The 19,327-nt window shown below is 41.2% G+C and carries 15 protein-coding genes and 1 riboswitch; of the genes, 9 read left to right on the top strand and 6 right to left on the bottom strand.

Annotated elements, in window-relative coordinates:
• Positions 1-144 precede the first annotated feature (144 nt).
• Together hdcB and hisS are read left to right on the top strand one after the other, a co-directional pair.
• The gene (hdcB, locus tag MR181_RS03040) at positions 145-669 is read left to right on the top strand and encodes a histidine decarboxylase maturation protein HdcB (protein ID WP_191911066.1); all 525 of its coding nucleotides are present in this window, start codon (positions 145-147) and stop codon (positions 667-669) included.
• A 330-nt stretch (positions 670-999) separates the two neighbouring features.
• Positions 1,000-2,301: a histidine--tRNA ligase gene (gene hisS, locus MR181_RS03035; RefSeq protein WP_242334713.1), complete on the top strand. Its 1,302-nt coding sequence runs from the start codon at positions 1,000-1,002 to the stop codon at positions 2,299-2,301.
• Between the two features lie 100 nt (positions 2,302-2,401).
• Here the strand turns inward: hisS and MR181_RS03030 are convergent, their stop codons facing one another.
• Together MR181_RS03030 and MR181_RS03025 are read right to left on the bottom strand one after the other, a co-directional pair.
• Positions 2,402-3,577, bottom strand: coding sequence for an MFS transporter (locus MR181_RS03030; RefSeq protein WP_242334711.1), 1,176 nt, complete (start codon positions 3,575-3,577; stop codon positions 2,402-2,404).
• Between the two features lie 331 nt (positions 3,578-3,908).
• Complete coding sequence (locus MR181_RS03025) at positions 3,909-4,850, bottom strand: LysR family transcriptional regulator (protein ID WP_242334708.1); 942 nt, start codon at positions 4,848-4,850, stop codon at positions 3,909-3,911.
• Between the two features lie 130 nt (positions 4,851-4,980).
• Here MR181_RS03025 and metE point away from each other — a divergent pair, with 130 nt between their 5' ends.
• Both metE and metF read left to right on the top strand, forming a co-directional pair.
• Positions 4,981-7,245: a 5-methyltetrahydropteroyltriglutamate--homocysteine S-methyltransferase gene (gene metE / locus MR181_RS03020; protein ID WP_242334705.1), complete on the top strand. Its 2,265-nt coding sequence runs from the start codon at positions 4,981-4,983 to the stop codon at positions 7,243-7,245.
• The gene (gene metF, locus MR181_RS03015; protein ID WP_242334702.1) at positions 7,246-8,091 is read left to right on the top strand and encodes a methylenetetrahydrofolate reductase [NAD(P)H]; all 846 of its coding nucleotides are present in this window, start codon (positions 7,246-7,248) and stop codon (positions 8,089-8,091) included. It abuts the gene before it with no gap.
• Between the two features lie 97 nt (positions 8,092-8,188).
• Here metF and nhaC read toward each other — a convergent pair whose 3' ends face one another.
• Complete coding sequence (nhaC, locus tag MR181_RS03010) at positions 8,189-9,556, bottom strand: Na+/H+ antiporter NhaC (protein ID WP_191911060.1); 1,368 nt, start codon at positions 9,554-9,556, stop codon at positions 8,189-8,191.
• Positions 9,557-9,955: 399 nt separating this feature from the next.
• Entirely contained in the window at positions 9,956-11,281 is a 1,326-nt protein-coding gene (locus tag MR181_RS03005; RefSeq protein ID WP_277956483.1) for a nucleobase:cation symporter-2 family protein, read from the bottom strand.
• A 62-nt stretch (positions 11,282-11,343) separates the two neighbouring features.
• Positions 11,344-11,442: riboswitch (purine riboswitch) on the bottom strand.
• An 82-nt stretch (positions 11,443-11,524) separates the two neighbouring features.
• Between MR181_RS03005 and MR181_RS03000 the strand changes: the two genes are divergently transcribed.
• Positions 11,525-12,955: a C69 family dipeptidase gene (locus tag MR181_RS03000; protein ID WP_242334699.1), complete on the top strand. Its 1,431-nt coding sequence runs from the start codon at positions 11,525-11,527 to the stop codon at positions 12,953-12,955.
• Between the two features lie 652 nt (positions 12,956-13,607).
• Here MR181_RS03000 and MR181_RS02995 read toward each other — a convergent pair.
• A complete protein-coding gene (locus MR181_RS02995; RefSeq protein WP_242334696.1) occupies positions 13,608-14,525 on the bottom strand; it encodes a magnesium transporter CorA family protein in 918 nt (305 codons plus the stop codon).
• Between the two features lie 144 nt (positions 14,526-14,669).
• On the opposite strand from MR181_RS02995, the gene MR181_RS02990 reads away from it, so the two are divergent.
• Genes MR181_RS02990 through trxA form a run of 4 tightly spaced genes read left to right on the top strand, consistent with a single transcriptional unit; the run spans position 14,670 to position 17,650 of the window.
• Positions 14,670-15,647, top strand: coding sequence for a choloylglycine hydrolase family protein (locus MR181_RS02990; protein WP_242334693.1), 978 nt, complete (start codon positions 14,670-14,672; stop codon positions 15,645-15,647).
• Positions 15,647-16,549, top strand: coding sequence for an RluA family pseudouridine synthase (locus MR181_RS02985; protein WP_242334690.1), 903 nt, complete (start codon positions 15,647-15,649; stop codon positions 16,547-16,549). Before MR181_RS02990 ends, MR181_RS02985 begins: the two co-directional genes overlap by 1 nt.
• A 22-nt stretch (positions 16,550-16,571) precedes the next feature.
• The gene (locus MR181_RS02980) at positions 16,572-17,333 is read left to right on the top strand and encodes a DUF475 domain-containing protein (protein ID WP_098044522.1); all 762 of its coding nucleotides are present in this window, start codon (positions 16,572-16,574) and stop codon (positions 17,331-17,333) included.
• A gap of 2 nt (positions 17,334-17,335) precedes the next feature.
• Entirely contained in the window at positions 17,336-17,650 is a 315-nt protein-coding gene (gene trxA / locus MR181_RS02975) for a thioredoxin (protein WP_242334687.1), read from the top strand.
• Positions 17,651-17,859: 209 nt separating this feature from the next.
• Here trxA and MR181_RS02970 read toward each other — a convergent pair whose 3' ends face one another.
• Positions 17,860-19,194 carry an MATE family efflux transporter gene (locus MR181_RS02970; protein WP_242334684.1) on the bottom strand — a complete coding sequence of 445 codons (1,335 nt, stop codon included), beginning with the start codon at positions 19,192-19,194 and terminating at the stop codon, positions 17,860-17,862.
• Positions 19,195-19,327 lie beyond the last annotated feature (133 nt).

The raw sequence follows: 19,327 nt of genomic DNA, 5'->3' as shown, positions 1-19,327 counted from the left end.
AGTAAACAATATAAGTCTTTTTAGTCAGCTATCTATTAACAGCAGTTTTTAAATTCCCTTCCAGAATGTCTTCTAGTCTTTTTGATAGGAAGAGGGTATTCAATTATATCCCTCTTCCTTTTATCGGTTAGGTTGTGTTGATTTATGACAGATAATTATAACGTAAGTGTTCAGCGGATTGAGAAAGTAGTTCCTGCTTCACTTATTACCAGTGAATTTAAACAAACGATAGAAAGGATAAACGATCGGATGTCACAAGTAATTGTGAATGATAATCATGGCAGTAAAGAAATTTTGATGACATCGATCCATAATTTTTATCGGTATGCTGATGGTAAAATTACTTCATTTAAAAAGGATGAAGTTAAAAGTGTGGAATTTATTAAAGGAACTCCACACGGGAAAGTAGTGATTAATTTTCTTGATTCCAGTCGCCTTCAATTAGACGATATTACTAGTGGTCGAGCATTTGATTTTATTCAGGATATTAAGCCACGAGAAATTAACCATGCAGGATATGATAATACGATTCGCGGTGAGTTCCCTCAATTACTTGATCCTGATCATGCCGAAGAAATTGATCGGTTACGACGCTGGATGCAAGATGGACATATTAGTCATTACGAATATGATGATGCTAACCCAGTTTACCCAAAAGCTGGAAAGTAAAACGTGATAAATGCATATTGACAAATTCATATGATCGTTTATCATTTAATTCAAGAGCAGTATTAATTTAATACTTGTTCTTCAAAAAGATTAGTCGACTAATTCTTTTTATTGATTTGAGAAACATCTTTAATTCACATTTTGCTTATGTGAATACTAAAAATATTTCGTGATGGGGAGCGTTATTACCCCGGCGGGTGGTTATACCATTTACCCGGTGGAACACTTTACCTTGATGGTAAGTGTGAATTAAGGTAGTATATGAAGGCTCTTCATAAGTCGGTAGACTTACTGAGGAGCCTTTTTGTTTGAAAAGGTGGGTTCTATAATATGGCAAAAGCTAAAGTTAATTATCAACGGCCACGTGGTACTGTTGATATTTTGCCTGGTGAAAGTGAACTATGGCAAAAAGTTGAAAATATTGCACGGAATACATTCGCGGAATTTGGTTATTCAGAAATTCGAACACCGATGTTTGAAGACTATAACGTCTTTGCACGAAATGTCGGTGACACCTCTGATATTGTTGAAAAGCAAATGTATGACTTTCACGATAAGGGTGATCGTCACATTGCTTTACGACCAGAAGGAACTGCTGGAGTTGTTCGGGCTTATGTACAGAACAAGTTATTTGGCCCTGAATATGCTAAGCCATACAAGGTTTATTACATGGGGCCAATGTTCCGTTATGAACGACCAGAGTCAGGACGCCAACGTCAATTTACTCAAATTGGTTGTGAAGCCTTAAATAGCGAGTCCCCACAAATTGATGCGGAAGTTATTCTTGAAGCATTAATGTTCTTTAAGCGGCTTGGAATTTCAGGGTTACGGGTTGCCATCAATACACTTGGTGATAAAGAAACCCGGGATAACTACCGTCAAGCTTTGATTGACTACTTAAAGCCACATTATGATGAACTTAGTGACGATTCTAAGGAACGTCTATATAAGAACCCATTACGTGTCCTTGATAGTAAGGATGAGACTGATAAGAAGATTGTTGCGAATGCCCCTTCAATCCTGGATTCATTGAGTGATTACTCTGCCAAGTACTTTGATTCAGTAAAGAGGATCCTTGATAAATTTAATGTTGACTATGTAGTTGATAATGAAATGGTTAGGGGATTAGATTATTACACTCACACCATTTTTGAAATTATGTCTAACTCACCAGTGTTTGGTGGTGGTTACACGACAATTTGTGGTGGTGGTCGCTATAATGGATTGATTTCGCAAATTGGTGGTCCTGATGAGGGCGGCATTGGTTATGGTATTGGAGTTGAACGATTACTTCTTCTATTAAGACAAGAAAATAAGAGCTTTGTTCCACAACCAGGACTTGATTTATTCTTTGCTACCGTTGGTAAGGAAGCAGATGAATTTGCCTTTGAATTGATGGAACCGCTTCGTAATATGGGAATCAAAGTCGATAAGGATTATCAAGGCTTGAAAGTTGGTACTCAAATTAAGGAAGCAAGTCGACGAAATAGTAAGTACTTTGCTGTTATTGGTGACAATGAAGTTTCGTCAAAGAAGATCGAGTTAAATCTCACTGAAGCGGACAGCAGTGAGAAAGGACAGAAAGTATCTATTGATGAACTTTTGAGTGATCCAAAAAAGTATTTAAAGTAATATTAATTACTATACAATAGCAATGAAATAAATGGACAGTAAGAAGAGCAATGATCAAGACGGACACTTGGTCATTGCTCTTCTTACAGATTTAATAGAGCTATTTAAATTTGAGGTAGAGATGATTAGTAATCACAATCGGTATAAATGTGACTAACATTAATAGGAAGGCAATAATAAATAGGACGTTATATGAATAGGCCTCAATGATAATTCCCCCAAGAAGAGGACCGATTGCTCGACCGATAGAAACGGTACTGCTAATGAGACTTTGATATTTACCAGATTTACTAACCGGCGTTATCTCAGAGATCCAGGCAGGAATTCCCGGAATACTAAGCATGTCACCAATGGTTAAAACGATAAAATCAATGGTAAAACCTAGTAATGTGTGGATAAGTGGTAGGAAAAGGAAAGAAAACGTAAAAAGGAGTAAACCAATATAGATCTGAATATGTAGTTTAATATAAGGAGCAAAATAACTAATGATTGGTTGACCTACAATAATAATTGCCCCATTCAAGGTCCAAAGCAGACTATATGCTACAAAAGGAATACCCAGATTGGTTATATGAACGGACATAATACTTTCCCAAAGAGCATAGGCTAAGTAAATCATAATTAGATGAAGAAAAATTGCATAGACCATAACTTCTCTAAGAAATTGATGGCTAGTATCTTCATGAGAAGTTGATACTTGTTTCCTCTTTATTTGTTTGTGAAGCGGTACATTAAAGCAAAGGAGAACTGTTAATAGGAAAATAATGTAAAAACAAGAAGCAACAACAAAAGTCAGCTTAATGCTGATTGGATATAAGATTCCTACCAGTAATGTCCCTAAAACAACCCCAACATTAAATGCGAGATATACCATGTTATAAACAAACCGGGCATCTTTGCTGGAAATAAAATTACCATATGAATTAATGACGGAAGCACAAATGCCGTCCCCAAAGCTAACAAAACAGATTAGAATTGGAAAAGCAGGCCAATTATGATAAAAAATCATTAAAATGATTGCGATAGTAGCAATAGTAGCGCCCCAAACGCTAGTGAGATATTCATTCCAATGATCAAATAAATAACCGCCAATATAGTTCCCCAATATCATGGTAATGGACATAATAAAAAGGACAATCCCAGCAACAGTTAGTGATTCTCCGAGGTGCTTATTGATGAAAACCGTTGTTAACGGCCAAAGAAATGCTGCACCTGTACTATTTAATAAACTTGCTAAAGCTAACCATTTTAGCTGAAGTGTCTTAGCTTTAGGCATAGAAAATTCCTCCTTGTAAAGGAAGCGCTCACCTTTATTCTATTATAAAATGGGTAAGAGTGCGAGTCAGCAGAGAACTTGCGGAAAGATAACACGAACTCCCGACAAAGGCGTCTTGCGCCTAGGAGGGAGGGTGTTATCTCTAGCAAGCTCCTGGCGAAGGAGTGAACCAGAAAACTTGTTTTCGTTTGTGAACCCTCGCAAGGTTGATTAGACTTCTTACTATCAACTTGTTGATGAAAGAAGTCAATCAGCTACTACGCAGATCTTGGCTCTGCTGCCGAGAAACATCATTTAAACATAAAAGAGGCGTGGACCATAATTAAACGGTTCACGCCTTGTCGTCATTCTCTCCAATAATTTGAAATCCGTAATCACGAATATGATTTTTAAGCAACTGAATAAATTTCAGACTTAACTGGCTTGGCACAGTATGCTGATGTTGAGCAATTCCGATTGTTATGGGATCGTCAAGCTCCAAAGGAATAGCGACAATCTTGTCATCATTAAGCTTACTGCTAATGATTCCTGAACTGATGGTATAGCCATTCAGACCAACCATTAAATTGAAAATGGTTGCTCGGTCACTAACCTTAATCTCCTTTTTATGGCTCAGAGTTGACTGAATCTCCTCGGAAAAGTAAAAGGAATTATTTTCACCTTGTTCAAAAGAGAGGTAGGGAAGCTCAGTCAGATCATCAAGGCTGATTGAGTGTCGTTTTGCAAGTGGATTATAACGGCTCAAAAAGACGTGTGGCTTAGCAACAAAGAGTGGCGTGAATTTGAGGCCGTTTTCCGTTAACAATTTATTGATAATTCGCCGGTTAAAATTATTGATATAGAGTACACCTAACTCACTCTTAAAAGTTCGCAGATCATTAAAAATATTTTCGGTTTCTGTCTCGCGGAGAGTGAACTTATAGGTTGGCGAATTAATTTTCTTGATTAGTTCTACAAAGGCATTAACAACGAAAGCGTAGTGTTGTGCGGAAACAGCGAAGGATTGGTGAAGCGCTTGCTGATGTTTGAAACGATCATCGAGCAGGCGAACCTGATCCAAGATTTGCTTAGCATAATTCATGAATTCACGTCCATCAGCAGTCAAACGGACTCCCGAGTTACTTCTTTGAAAGATCGTGATTCCCATTTCTTTTTCTAAATCCTTGATCGCACTTGAGAGACTGGGTTGGGTAAGGTAAAGTCGTTTAGCCGCTTCGTTAATTGAGCCAGTTTCAATCACGGCTTCTAAATATTCTAATTGTTTAATTCTCATTGATCTGATCCTTTTTTATTTGCATTATAGCCTTTGCCTATATCCAGTTCAAATATTTAACAGTTATTCAATAGCAAGAATCCATGGTAGATTATTAGACAAATAAAAAGGCGAAAGAGATGAATAAGTAATGACAACAACTACTACGATTATCGGCTTCCCCCGGATAGGTGAGAAGCGTGAATTAAAATTTGCTACTGAAAAATACTTTAAGAATAAGATTAGTCAAGAAGAATTACGGACAACGGCAAAGAAACTGAGAAAAAACAACTGGAAACTTCTTCAACAGGCAGGGATCGATGCAATTCCGAGCAATGACTTTTCATACTACGATCAAACTTTAGACGCTGCCTTCCTATTTAACCTGGTTCCACAGGATGTTCAAGACTTACCGTTTTCTGAGTTAGATAAGTACTTTGCCCTAGCACGTGGTTACCAGGGTGAAGAAGGGAATGTTCTGGCTTGGCCAATGAAGAAGTGGTTTAACACCAATTATCACTACCTTGTTCCGCAGCTTAATCAGGATACCCAATTTAAGCTAACTGGAAATAAAATTTTTGCAGAGTTTGAAGAAGCAAAAGAATTAGGGATCATTACCCGCCCCGTATTGATTGGTCCCTTTACATTACTGAAGCTAAGTGAATATCAAAATGTGACTGCTCGTGACTTTATTAATGACGCTGTAACTGCCTATAAAGAAGTTTTTAATAAACTTGCAGACAGTGGGGCGCAATGGATTCAACTTGATGAACCGGCCCTCGTTAAGGATTTAACTACTGAAGATCGTCAACTATTCAATGAACTCTACCAGCCACTATTGAAGGCTAAAGGAAAATTAAAGGTTCTCCTGCAGACTTACTTTGGTGACGTTCGGGATATTTATGACGACTTGATCGAATTACCGTTTGACGGCCTTGGCCTTGACTTTGTTGAAGGAAAGCAGACACTTCAATTAGTTCGTCATCATTTTCCAGAAGATAAGACTCTTTTTGCAGGAATCGTCAACGGAAAAAATATTTGGCGAAACCATTATGATAAGAGTTTGACGCAACTCAAAAAAGCTGGAGTGAAAAATCTTATAGTTAGCACCTCTTGCTCGTTACTCCATGTGCCAATTACAGTTGAAAATGAAAACTTTGAGCCAGCTGTTAAAGAGCACTTTGCATTTGCTGTAGAAAAGTTAGCTGAGCTTAAAGAGCTTGCAGCAATCTACGAAGGTTCTGCTAAAGAAAAGCTTCGTGCTAACCAGGAATTGTTTGCGAAGCAGCGAGTTCAGGAGGATGCTGAATTACATGAGCAAATTGCAAACCTGAAGGATGAAGACTTTGTTCGTCAACCAGCTCGTCAGGTGCGAGAAAAGATCCAGAAAGCAGAATTTCACCTACCACTTTTACCAACCACAACGATCGGCTCCTTCCCACAAACTAAGGAAGTTCGACAGACTCGTCGTCAGTTCCGTCGCCATGAAATTGATCAAAAACAATACGACGACTTTATTAAGGGAAAGATTGACGATTGGTTAAAGTGGCAAGAGAAGATCGGACTGGATGTCCTGGTACATGGGGAGTTTGAACGAAATGATATGGTTGAATATTTCGGTCAGCACCTTTCGGGGTATCTTTTCTCCAAAAATGCATGGGTTCAATCATATGGAACCCGCTGTGTTAAGCCGCCAATTATTTGGGGTGATGTTAAACGACAACAGCCAATTACCATTAAGTGGTCCAAGTACGCTCAAAGCCAAACCAAAAAGCTGGTTAAGGGGATGCTGACAGGACCGGTAACCATCCTGAACTGGTCATTCCCCCGTGAAGATATTAGCTTAAAGGAATCAACTCTTCAGTTAGCTTTGGCTATCCAAAAGGAAGTTCTTGACCTAGAAGCTAACGGGATTAAGATCATTCAGATTGATGAAGCGGCCTTGAGAGAAAAACTGCCGCTGAGGAAATCTGATTGGTATTCTGAATACTTGAACTGGGCCATTCCAGCTTTCCGCTTAGTCCATAGCAAGGTCAAACCAGAAACCCAGATCCATACCCATATGTGTTACAGCGAGTTTTCCGATATTGTTCCAGCAATTGATGCGATGGATGCCGACGTTATTTCCTTTGAGGCCTCACGTTCTAATTTGGAAATCCTTGATACACTGAAAAAACAACATTTTGAAACGGAAGTGGGACCTGGAGTTTATGATATTCACTCACCACGAATTCCATCCGTTGACGAGGTGAAGACAACAATCAACCGGATCCTTGCTAAGATTGCTGCTCCAAAGGTCTGGATTAATCCAGACTGTGGTCTAAAAACCCGTGGTGTTGAGGAAACAAGGGCTAGTTTAGCCAATGTAATTGAAGCAACTCGTGAAGTTCGTCGTCAGTTAGGAGAGGGTGATTAAATGACAACTTTATCGTACGAAGTTTTTCCGCCTAATTCGACGATGGGGATCAATCATCTTAACCAGGTACTAACATCTTTGCGTGATCTTTCCCCGGATTTCATCAGTGTCACTTGTAACAGCAATACAAAACAGCTTGCTCATGAAACGGTTAGGGTAGCTGATTACGTTGAGAATGGTTGTCAAGTGCCAGCAATGGCCCATCTTCCTGCTTGGTATCTCAGTCGGGAAGACGTTGATCGAATCTTGGAGCAATTGCGAGTATGCCATGTCGACCGGGTACTGGTGCTGCGGGGCGATGAACGACCAAACCTGGAAAAGAAAACTGACTTTGCTCATGCTAGTGATCTGATTGCTTATATCAAACAAAACTATCCTGACTTCCAAATTACCGGAGCTTGCTACCCGGAGAAACATCCCGAGTCACTGAGTATGGTAGATGAAATTCAACATTTAAGATTAAAGGTTGAAGCAGGGTGTGACCAAATAATTACCCAGCTTTTCTTGGATAATCACAGTTATTATCGGTTCCGTGAGTTGTGTGCCATTGGCGGGATTGATGTACCAATTATTGCAGGAATTATGCCAGTCGTTAATGAACGACAAGCTAACCGAATTTTGCAAACTAGTGCGGTGACAGTTCCGGAGAAGTTTAAGGATATTCTGGCAAAATATCATAACCATCCCCAAGCATTGAAACAAGCTGGAATCACCTATGCAATTGATCAAATTGTTGATTTAGTGACCAATGATGTCTCCGGAATCCACCTTTACACAATGAATCACTCGGATACTGCCCGCCAGGTTAAGCAAAACATTGGCTCGCTTTTCCAAGTCTGTTGCTAAGGGAGATTATTGACGGTAAAAAATTGCCTGGGAAATCAATGAAGAAAACTGCTAACGTCCGATGAGACACTAGCAGTTTTCTTCTATTATTTAGTATTTAATTTTTAGCACGTTTTAATCCAATCCCAGTAAATCCGCTAATAACGGAGAAGACTGGTGAGAAAAGGCTGAAGAATGCGAATGGTAAGAAGTGAAGAACTGGTACGCCAAGAGTGGAGGCGGCGAACATCCCGGCAACTCCCCATGGAATCAGGTAGTTAATAACACTACCACCATCTTCAAGAACCCGACTAAGGGCTAATGGAGAAAGCTTCATATCTTTAAAGGCGGTCTTAAAGGCTCGTCCTGGAAGAATTACTGAAAGGTATTGTTCACCAACGAAGAGGTTCACCCCAATTCCGGAAAGAATTGTAGTCAGAATTAAGCTTCCTGGAGTCTTAAGGTGCTTAACAAGGGGATCCATTGCAGATTGGATAACGTTAAATTGCATTAAGATGCCCCCCAGAGAAAGGGTCACAATAATCAAGGAGACTGTTCCCATCATACTGGTAATTCCACCACGAGAAAGAAGAGCATTAACTGAAGCATCATTAGTATGGGCGACGAATCCCTCACTAATCAAGTTAGTTAATGATTTAAGGGATGTGTGTGGATCCTGAACAAAAATCATGATTACGGTCACAATGATGTTGATAAATAGGGTTGGAATAGCTGGAATGTGACGCCAAGCGCAGATGAAGAGTAATGCGATTGGCAGCAAGGCCCACCAGCTAATACTAAAGTTGTTCACTAATGCTTGCGTAGTGTGAACGATCTTACTAGAGTTCATCCCGCTACCGCTTTGACCAATAATCCAGAAAAGAATAAATGAAACAATGAAAGATGGGATGGTGGACCACATCATGTTCTTAATGTGAGCGAATAAATCACTACCGGCAATTGCGGAGGCCAGGTTAGTGGAATCGGATAGTGGCGACATCTTATCACCGAAAACTGCACCGGAGATAATTGAACCGGCAACTAAGGCTGGGTTAATTCCCATTGCGTGACCGACAGCGAAAAGTGCTAACCCGATTGTTGAAATCGTTGTAAAGCCACTCCCAATTGAAACCCCAACTAGTGAACAGACGAGGAAAGTAGAAGGAACGAACCACCGTGCGCTGATAATCTTAAAGCCGATTACCATAATTGATGGAATAATCCCGGCTTTAATCCAAACGGCAATTAATGCCCCAATCAGGATAAAGATAAAAATAGGAATGATTGCTGTACCAATTCCATCTTGGATTCCCTTATGAAGGTCGTCCCAAGAAGCTCCCCGCAGTTTTGCCCAAAGCATGATTAAGGCAATGACGAAGAGGACCGGAATTTGTGGGGAGAGCCCAAACTTAATAACGGCTGTCCCTAAAATAATTAACATAATTAGTAGGATACTAACTGCTTCACCGAACTTAATTGACTTCATAATTCAAATCTCCCTTATAAAATAATTGATTGGTTAGTGTTTGAATTGAAGTTGATAACGGATAATGCCACCACAATTTTTCATTTTTTGCTCCTCCTTAATGAACTGCTTGCATAAAAAATCCCGCTGATGAAATGATTCATCAACGGGACGATTTATTAACCGCGGTACCACCCACATACGTATTGATCTAATACGCTCTCGTATCAGGTGGTAACGGCACTGACTATGGCCGAGCAATCTTAAACTCGCGATAATTCATTAACTCCGCCTGACCGGTTCGCACATCCCCACCGGCTCTCTGACACCGAACGAAGCAATTACTGAAACGATAATTGTTGAAATTATTCTAGCGTGACCAAATTAAATTGTCAATACTATTATTAAAATTTAATGAGATTAATCTTTGGCTGGCTTTTCTTTTCCGTAACCGTTGAAGAGTAGGTTAAGAACAACAGCAGCAACACTACCGACAACCACACCGTTTCCCATCATAATCTGAAATTCGGTTGGTAGGAATTGAAAAATATGTGGATACATGGTTACACCTAACCCTAAACCAACAGAAACTGAGGCAACCAGGATATTTCCGTTATCAGTAAAGTCAACCTTATGTAGAATTTGAATCCCTTGAACCCCAACGATCCCGAACATAACAATCATGGCACCACCAAGAACCGGATCGGGAATAACGGTCGCAAGTGCACCGGCCTTGGGAAGCAATCCTAGAAGCAACAGCATGAAGGCGGCGTAGTACACTGGTCGACGGGTCTTAACTCCAGACATCCGGATAACACCAACGTTTTCGGAGAATGTTGAGTAGGGAAAGGTATTAAAGAGGCCACCAAGAATTGCGGCAATTCCTTCAGCACGGTACCCCCGTTTGATGTCATCGCTTGTAAGCTTTTGTCCGGTAACTTCGCTCAGGGCAAAGAAAACCCCGGTAGACTCAATCATCGTTGTTAATGAAACCAGAATCATTGTAATCATGGCACTTCCGTTAAAGTGAGGAACACCAAAGAAGAATAGTTGTGGAGTATGGAGCCAAGCAGCTTCAGAAACCGGCTTTAACGAAACCATCCCCATTGCACCAGCAACAAAGGATCCAATCAAGATTCCTAGTAAAATGGCAATTGACTTCAAGAAACCTTTTGCCCAAGCATTAAGAAGGAGGATCACCGCAATTGTGACGAACCCAATGAAGAGGTTTTTTGGATCACCAAATGAATGGGCGGTCGGTGTACCACCACCGAGATCCTGGAAACCGACCGGAACTAAGGTAAAGCCAATGATAGTGATTAAGGAACCAGTAACGACGGGGGGAAAAAGCTTTTTTAGTCGGGAAAATACACCAGCAATCAGGAAAACAAAGATTCCGGCAGCAATAATTGCCCCGTACATATAGGTGATTCCTAGCTTACTCCCGATTGATTCCAATGGGGTTACTGATTGAACAGCACATCCCAGAACAACAGGAAGACCAATCCCAGTCAGTGGCGTTCGCTTCAATTGGAGCAAGGTCGCAATTCCACACATGAAAATATCAATTGAGACCAGGTAAGTCATTTGGATGGTCGAAAAATGCAAGTAGCTACCAATGAGTAACGGGACAAGAACGTCCCCTGAATACATTGCTAATAAGTGTTGAAAACCAAGTACCAGGTCTTTAGGCGAAAATAAAACTTTTCGTTGGTGAGCGTTATTTACTGAACCTGTTTCGTCCACGATTAATCCTCCCTTTAAAACAGAAAAGAGACTGAGTTACGTTACTTCTCAGTCCCTACACATAAACTAGTATGATTGCTTATAGTCCAAAGTTTAAGGCTTTGGGTAGAGACTCACCGACCATATTACGGTATTATATAGGCATATAGTGTTGTTATCCTACCACGACTTGAAAAAGCAAGCAAGTTGATTGGGCTAAAAGTGTTATTATATTAGTAAACGCAACCGAAAGGACGGGACAAAATGAGCGTCAAGAAAATGAGCAGTTGTACTGCAATGTTAGTTGGTAAAAACGCGTCAATTGATGGTTCAACCATGATTGCACGGAATGAAGATTATTACGACGGTGTTAACCCCAAGACTTTCCAAGTCTATCCTGCTAAGGACTATACTGGAGAACACTTTAAGTCAACCTACAATGGGTTAGAAGTTGACTTGGATGGTCAAGGTTGTCGTTTTACCGCCACAACAAATGGTGATATTAATAACGGCCGGTGGGATGAACAAGGGATCAACGAATATAACGTTGCGATGAGTGCATCCGAAACCGAAATGACTAATCCACGAGTACTGGGTCACGACCCGCTTGTTGAAAAGGGTGTCGACGAAGACTCAATGGTTTACCTTGTTCTGCCATTTATCAAGAGTGCCCGTGAAGGGGTTCAACATCTTGGTCATCTAATTGAAACTTACGGGACTGGTGAAAGTAACGGAATTGCATTTAGTGATAACAATGAAGTCTGGTACTTTGAAACTGCTGGTGGTCACCAGTGGGTTGCTCAGCGGATTCCAGATGATGCTTATGCAATTTGTCCTAACATTATGTGCATTGAAGAGGTTAACTTTGAAGACCCAGACAACTTTATGTTTGCCCCAACAATCCAACAATTTGTTCAAGATAATAACCTAAATCCATACCCAGGCGGCTTCAATTTCCGGAAGATTTTCGGGACTAATGATGAAGCTGACCAATACTACAACACACCGCGTTCATGGTATGGTCAAAAGCTATTTACCCCATCAGTTGAACAAGAACCAACCAGCTTAGATATTCCGTTTATCCAACGGGCAGAGAAGAAGCTGGCTGTTGAAGATGTTGAATACTTCTTGTCATCACACTACAATGGTACGCCATATGATCCAACTGGCTCATACGCTTCTGGTGATGAAAAGGATCAAAAGAAGTTCCGTTCGATTGCTTTAGACCGGAACCAAAGCTCATGCATTTTGCAAATTCGGAATAATGTCCCAGCTGAATGTGCCGCAATTCAATGGATTAACTTCGGCTTCTTTGCATACAGCCCATATGTTCCATTCTTTACCAACATTAACGCAACGCCAGCATCATATGACCATGCTGGTAACAAGGTTGATGACAGTGCATACTGGCTACAAAAGCAACTTGAGGTCATCGTTGAACCACGTTACCACGAGTTTATTAACGAAGTAAATGCTTTCCGTGATGCTTCACAAAGCTATGCCGTTAAGCGAATTGATATGATTACCGCGATTGCCAAGACCAAGCAGGGGGATGCCGTTACCGACTTCCTTACCAAGCGGAACGAAAAGACCGCCACCCACGCCATGGATGCCACTAGGGATCTCCTCAACAGTCTCATCCACCAATCTCTCCTCAACTCCAAATTCCAGTTCGAGAGAGGGGATAATTATTAGGAGAGTGCGAAGCCGTTAAAACCTTCCGGTGGCTAACGATTTCTCCACCGAACGGCGTCTTGCCGTCGGAGGTGGAGGTCGTTAGCTTGAGGAAGGTTAGGCTGAGCACGTTTCAGTTAGAGTGTGAGCCGTGACGGACTAGCAATCGAGTACTAAGGAATCTCGGACGATAATTGTTTTACAATCAAGGACGGGATAGTTAGACGGAGATTGCGGTCACGGTGAACAGATCTTGACTCAGTTGCAGTAGAACACTGGCTCTAGGAAACTCGGGCAAAGCACGTTTAGACTCAGTTGCCTAGAACGTTAGCTCTAGCAAGTTCCTGGTGAGCAGATCTCTACTTTGTTACCTAGAACGCTAGCTCTAACCACACAAAAAACAAGGCCTAAGTACATAGCCATTCAAGCTTATGTACTTAGGCTTTTTGAATGCAACCGAGCCAAAACGCGTTCACAGGAAAGCCCCTATAGACAACAGCTTTCTACATAGTAATAACGTGCTTCGTCTGCGCTTCCTAGCTTCTATTTCAACCGAGTCAAAACGCGTTCACAGGGAAGCCCCTATAGACAACAACCTCCCTCCCAGATGCTTTTAGCATCCAGTCGGGAGAAATTGTTGTCTTACGGGACTTCTTAGCCTGCTCACGCTCTATTACTTCCACCAATCCTTTCTAATTAGGAAGACGGCGCAGAGGATCATTAAGAGGATTGCAATTACAATGGTAATGATCCAGGAATAGCTCTTGTTAGCTAGTGGTAGGGCAACGTTTTCACCATAAAAGCCGGCGACAATGGTGGGGATGGAAAGGAGGATTGAATAGATTGTTAAAAACTTCATTGTTTGGTTTAGATCACTATCCAGGACCTTGCTGTATGCATTGGAAACCCGGGCAGAAACATCAGAAGTCATCTGTGCCATTTCAAGTCCTTGCTGGGCTTCGACAATGACATCATCAAGGTCATTTCTTTGCCGGGTCGACATGATCGGGTTCATTCGGCGTTCGAATTCTTCCAGTAGTGAAACATTTCCTTTTAATGAGGTAAGCATGTAGACCAAGCCAGTTTCAATTTCCATAAATTCAGTAATAGCTTTTCGTCCGGTACGTCCTTGAAGCGAGCGCTGGATTTGTTGCCGCTTTTGGTCAACCCGGCGTAACGGACCAAAGTAATCGGTTGACAAGCGGTACAGGACGGCAAGAACCAGATTTAATTTTTCAACAACGGTATCGCGGTTCTGTAAACGTTTGAGTTGGTTAGCGATAATCCCGTTAACAAAGTTAGTCTTGGCATTTGTAAATGTGATTAGATTGTTATTCGTTAACATAATACCGATCGGTGCGGTCTGTGGAGCAGTGACCTCGTGAGTTGGGACATAAACATCGAAGATCAGCAAGGTAACTCCAGCATCTGGATCAACTTCAACCCGGGCTTTTTCATAGGGGTCGATGGCATAGTCAAGCAGTTCCTTGGTAACCTCGTACTTTTGGATAAGATCCTGTCGCTCATGGGGGAGTGGTTCAAACACACTGATCCACCAGCTATGAGCGTTGATTCTCTCCGTACTTAACATTGCCGTTCATCCCCCTTGCGTAAATCGCTTATAATCCTATTCAACTATTTTAACAGAGAAAAGTAAAGCAGTCTGGAAACAAAATGATAACTATTTCCCGGGAAATCAGATAAACTTAAGATAAAAAATGGGAGGTAAACGATCATGTGTACCAGTATTTATCAGGTAACATTGGACCACACTCACTTATTGGCACGAACAATGGATTGGCCGCTCTTGGCCGTCTCACCATTATTTGTTCCTCGGCAATTTAAATGGGCCACCGCATTCGATCACCGGATTTATACAAATAAATATGCAATGGTTGGCGGGGGAAGCCTTTCTGCAACCCGGATCGATGTATCAGATGGGGTTAATGAGTATGGATTAATGGCGCAGAAGCTGACATTTGCTAACGGGGCACACTACGTAGATGAGCGTAACCAGGAGAAAGTTCATCTTGCAGCGTATGAATTTATCTTTTGGCTTCTCGGCAACTTTCGAACCGTCGCTGAAATTGAAGAGCACCTTAATGAAGTGGAATTAATGAGCGAAAAGAATAGTGATACCAAATATGGCAATCCGGAACTTCATTTTGCGGTTGCTGATCGAACGGGAAGAATTGTCGTGATTGAGCCAACCCAGAACCCGTTAAGAATAATTGAGAATCCCCTAGGTGTAGTAACTAACAGTCCTAATTTTGAAAAGCAGCTTCACCAAATGGAAAAGTATGTTGAATTTACACCCGAGTTTAATGAACACCGTGTCCCACTCAACACACCACGAGTAACAACTGGCCGACTTTCAGGGAAAACCAATCCACCAGGTTATTATTCACCAAGTGCCAGGTTTGTTCGTGCAGCTTACTTAAAGGAACGATCGGATGTTCCGCAAGATGAAAAACATGGGGTGGTTAGCGAATGGCACCTTTTAGATAGTGTGACGGTACCGCAAAATACCCGTCACCAGAGTACCTATTCCGTATATCGGGCAGTGACTGTGGCTGAGAGTTGCAGTTATTACTTTCAGCCGTACCACCGGGGTGACATTACAAAATTACAGTTGACTTCAGAAATGCTCAATTGGGATAAGCCAAAAGTTTATCACGTTCCTGACCAATTAACCGTTCGGGAGGTTAAGTAATGACTAACTATCAATGGCAAATCCGGGAACAGTTAACCGCTAATCAGCCAGCGATTTCCATTCGTGAACTATTGCAGCGACAATGGCTCCTGCCAAACCGTTTTGTTCACTATCTGCGTAGTCGTCGTCAAGTGTTAGTAAATGGTAAGTACCATCCAATGAATACAGCAGTTCACCCTGGAGATCAGGTGATGTTGCAATTTAGAGGAGATGAGTTCCGGCATCCGGGCAATAACCAGTACATTCCGACACGGAGGCCGAAGTTGGCTGTCCTGTATGAAAATCGTGATTTACTAGTTGTTAATAAACCACGGGGGCAAAAGAGCCACCCCAATGAGATGGGAGAAACCGGAACACTAATGAACGATGTTGCCGGATATTTACGCCATCAAGCATACATGGTTCACCGAATTGATCTGCAAACTAGTGGGGCAGTAATTGTGGCAAAAAATCCGGTTGTGGTGCCAATCTTAGACCGATTAATTAGTCAGGGGAGAATTCATCGGGAATACCTAGCATTAGTTGAAGGGCAAATTAAAGGTAGTGGTGAGTGGGATTGGCCAATTGGAAATGACCCGAGTGACATTCGGAAAAGAAAGGTTAATGGCGAGCATTCACAACGGGCACAAACCTTTTATCAAACGATTAAGAGTAATTCGGAGTATTCGCTGGTTGATTTGAGGTTAGGAACGGGAAGAACTCACCAATTAAGAGTTCATCTTGAATATAGCGGTCATCCGATTGTGGGAGATCCGATTTATAATCCTTCTTCGTCAGCTAAAATGTACTTACACGGGTACAAGCAACGGTTAGTGGTGCCGTTTAGTAATCAGAAGATTACAATTACCGCGCCGCTTCCTGACTATTTTAGTCAAGATCTGGTAAAATACCATTTAGAATAGAGAAATTAAAGGAGGACATTGATTGTCACTTTTAGAAAAGCTTTATGGTCCATTCTTTGATGGTCATAATTGGGCAATGGTAATTACTTCAGGACAGGATTGGTTGATTATCCTTTCCTTAGTATTAATTGAGTGTTTGCTTTCGGTCGATAATGCGATTGTGTTGGCCGCCCAAACACGAGTCTTACCAACGCTAAAGGAACAGGAAGAATCACTTTTTTACGGGATTTGGGGTTCGTATATTTTCCGGTTCCTGGTTATTGGGTTAGGAACCTACTTGATCCACTTTTGGGAAATTAAGGTTCTTGGTTCTGTTTACCTAATGTACTTAGTATACCGATTCTTCAGTGCCAAGTTTTCTCATAAGCAAAAGAAAGAGAAAAAACCGTTAATTCATCGTTTAGGCGGAAACTTAACGGGAAGAAAGCTATTTTGGTCGGTAGTTGCCCAGATTGAAATGATGGACATTATCTTCTCGATTGACTCCGTATTGGCATCTTTGGCAATTTCAAATAATCCAGTAATCGTTTTAATCGGGGGTATTATTGGGATTGCATGTATGCGTGGTGTCGCTGAAATTATTATGAAGTTAATGCGGAAGATTCCAGAACTGGAACCAATGGCGTATGTCTTAATTTTCATTATTGCAATTAAGCTCTTCTTAACTATTCCGGCAATTGACATTGAAATACCATCCGGTTACTTTGGGGCATTTGTCCTTATTGTCTTTGTCGTTACGATGATCATTCACTATCTTCGTCAACCAAAACGAAAGGAAGAATAGCAATGGCAACAGTTGTGACTGACCAGACTTTTGCTGAGTTGACTAGCTCTGCTCCAGTGGTGGTGGTTGACTTCTGGGCTCCCTGGTGTGGTCCCTGCAAGATGATGGCTCCGGCATTGGAAAACCTCGAAAAAAAGTATGCCGGTAAAATTAAGTTTTTGAAATTGAATGTTGATGATAATAAAGAAATGGCTGCTAAATTCAAAGTAATGAGCATCCCAACCCTGATCCTTTTTCGCGATGGCGTTGCTAAAGAAAAGGTAACGGGCTTCTACCCTGAAGCAAAGTTGGATCATTACTTTTCAAGGAAAATCTAAAAAGGGAGCGTGACAGAAGTCATTTATGACTTCGTTTTCACGCCCCCGCGAGCGCAAATAGGGTTCCAGAGTTCGGTTATACCGGATACTGGAACCCATTTGCGTACCGCGCTGTTCGTATTTGAACTTGGTAAAAGTACTTATGTCACAATCCCTTTTTTAGTTTTCTTTTATGACGAATCAATTAGGCTCTCCAACAGCTTTATTATTTAGCTTTCCTTTCTATCAAAGTGTGGTTCATAGACTTTGTAGAAGATTAGTCCCAAAATCAAAGTTAGCACGTCTGAACATGCTTGAGCAGCTAGGATTCCCGTATAACCAAAGAAATGAGCCAAAATAACGATAGCTAGGCCAAAGATTAACCCTTGACGACTGAATGATAACCAAAAAGCCGGGACAGCCTTTCCCATTGACTGGAAAGCGGTGGTAAATACCAGGATTATCCCAGCTAAAGTAGTTGTTATAGATAACCAGCGAAGCATCAAGGCTCCTTCTTTAACGATTACCGGATCGTTCATAAAGATACGAATTACTTCAGGAGCAAAAATAAGAAGAAGTATTGTTAAGACAATGTTAATTGAAGAAATAACAAATAAATCAAAATGAATAATTTCGTAAAAACGTTTTTCGTTTCGGGCACCGTAGGCATAACCAATTAATGGTTGGGCACCGAAAGCAAAGCCAACCATGATCATAATAATGATTGAATTAGCTTTCATCGCAATCCCCATTGCAGCAACGCTATTAGCTCCATATGAAATTAAGTAGCGGTTAGTCATTGCAGTGGCAAAGGAGACCATGATATTGGTAATCGATGCGGGAATCCCGATGGCGTAGATCTGAAGTTGGTAATGCCGGCTAATTTTCGTTTCATGAATTGAGGTCGTCAGTTTCTTGCTCTTCGTTCTGAGATAGTAGATCATGATAATATCTGCAATCACACTTGAAGTGACCGTTGCCAGGGCAGAGCCGGCAGCTCCTAATCCACAGGTGAAAATAAAGATCGGGTTTAAGAAGATGTTAATGATTGTTCCAGCTATTGAGGCAATCATTGACTGGATCGCGAGGCCTTCCGTTCGAAGAATATTGGTTGGTGACAACCCGAAGATGATAAATGCCGCTCCCCAAGCGATTACCAGGTAATATTCACGGGCGTATTTCCAGGTACTAGGTGAGGCACCGAGTAGGTGAAGGATTGGATTTTGAAAGACTAATAGGATGATTGTAACAACAATTCCACAGGCTATTGAGTAATAGAAAGCGTAGCCGGAAACGTTTCTTGCAAGTTGATCCTTACGCTCACCGAAAAGCCGTGAAATTAATGAACTGCCACCAAGACCGAAAATATCACCAATCGCAATCATCAAGGTAAAAATTGGCGCTCCCTGAGATACTCCAGCAACTAGGTCAGGGTTACCAGTCTTAGAAACAAAGAAAGTATCAACCAGATTATAAATAAGCGTTACAGCCATGCTTAACACTACCGGTAGTGCAAGAGTAAAATAGGCCTTTTTAATCGAAGTACGCTCAAATAGGTTATTCACAAATAATCCTCCCGTTAAAAATTGTTTAAATTATTAAAGAGACCAAGAATACTCTTAGCCTCTTATTATCTTAAAGGATATTGATATTGTAGTGCAAGGAAGCTCGTACTTTCTCTCAAACGTGCTCAGCCTA

Source organism: Limosilactobacillus urinaemulieris, from assembly GCF_932750685.1.
In the GTDB taxonomy this organism is placed as follows: domain Bacteria; phylum Bacillota; class Bacilli; order Lactobacillales; family Lactobacillaceae; genus Limosilactobacillus; species Limosilactobacillus urinaemulieris.
Note: the sequence above shows the minus strand (reverse complement) of the source record. Positions and strands in the feature narration are given on the sequence as shown.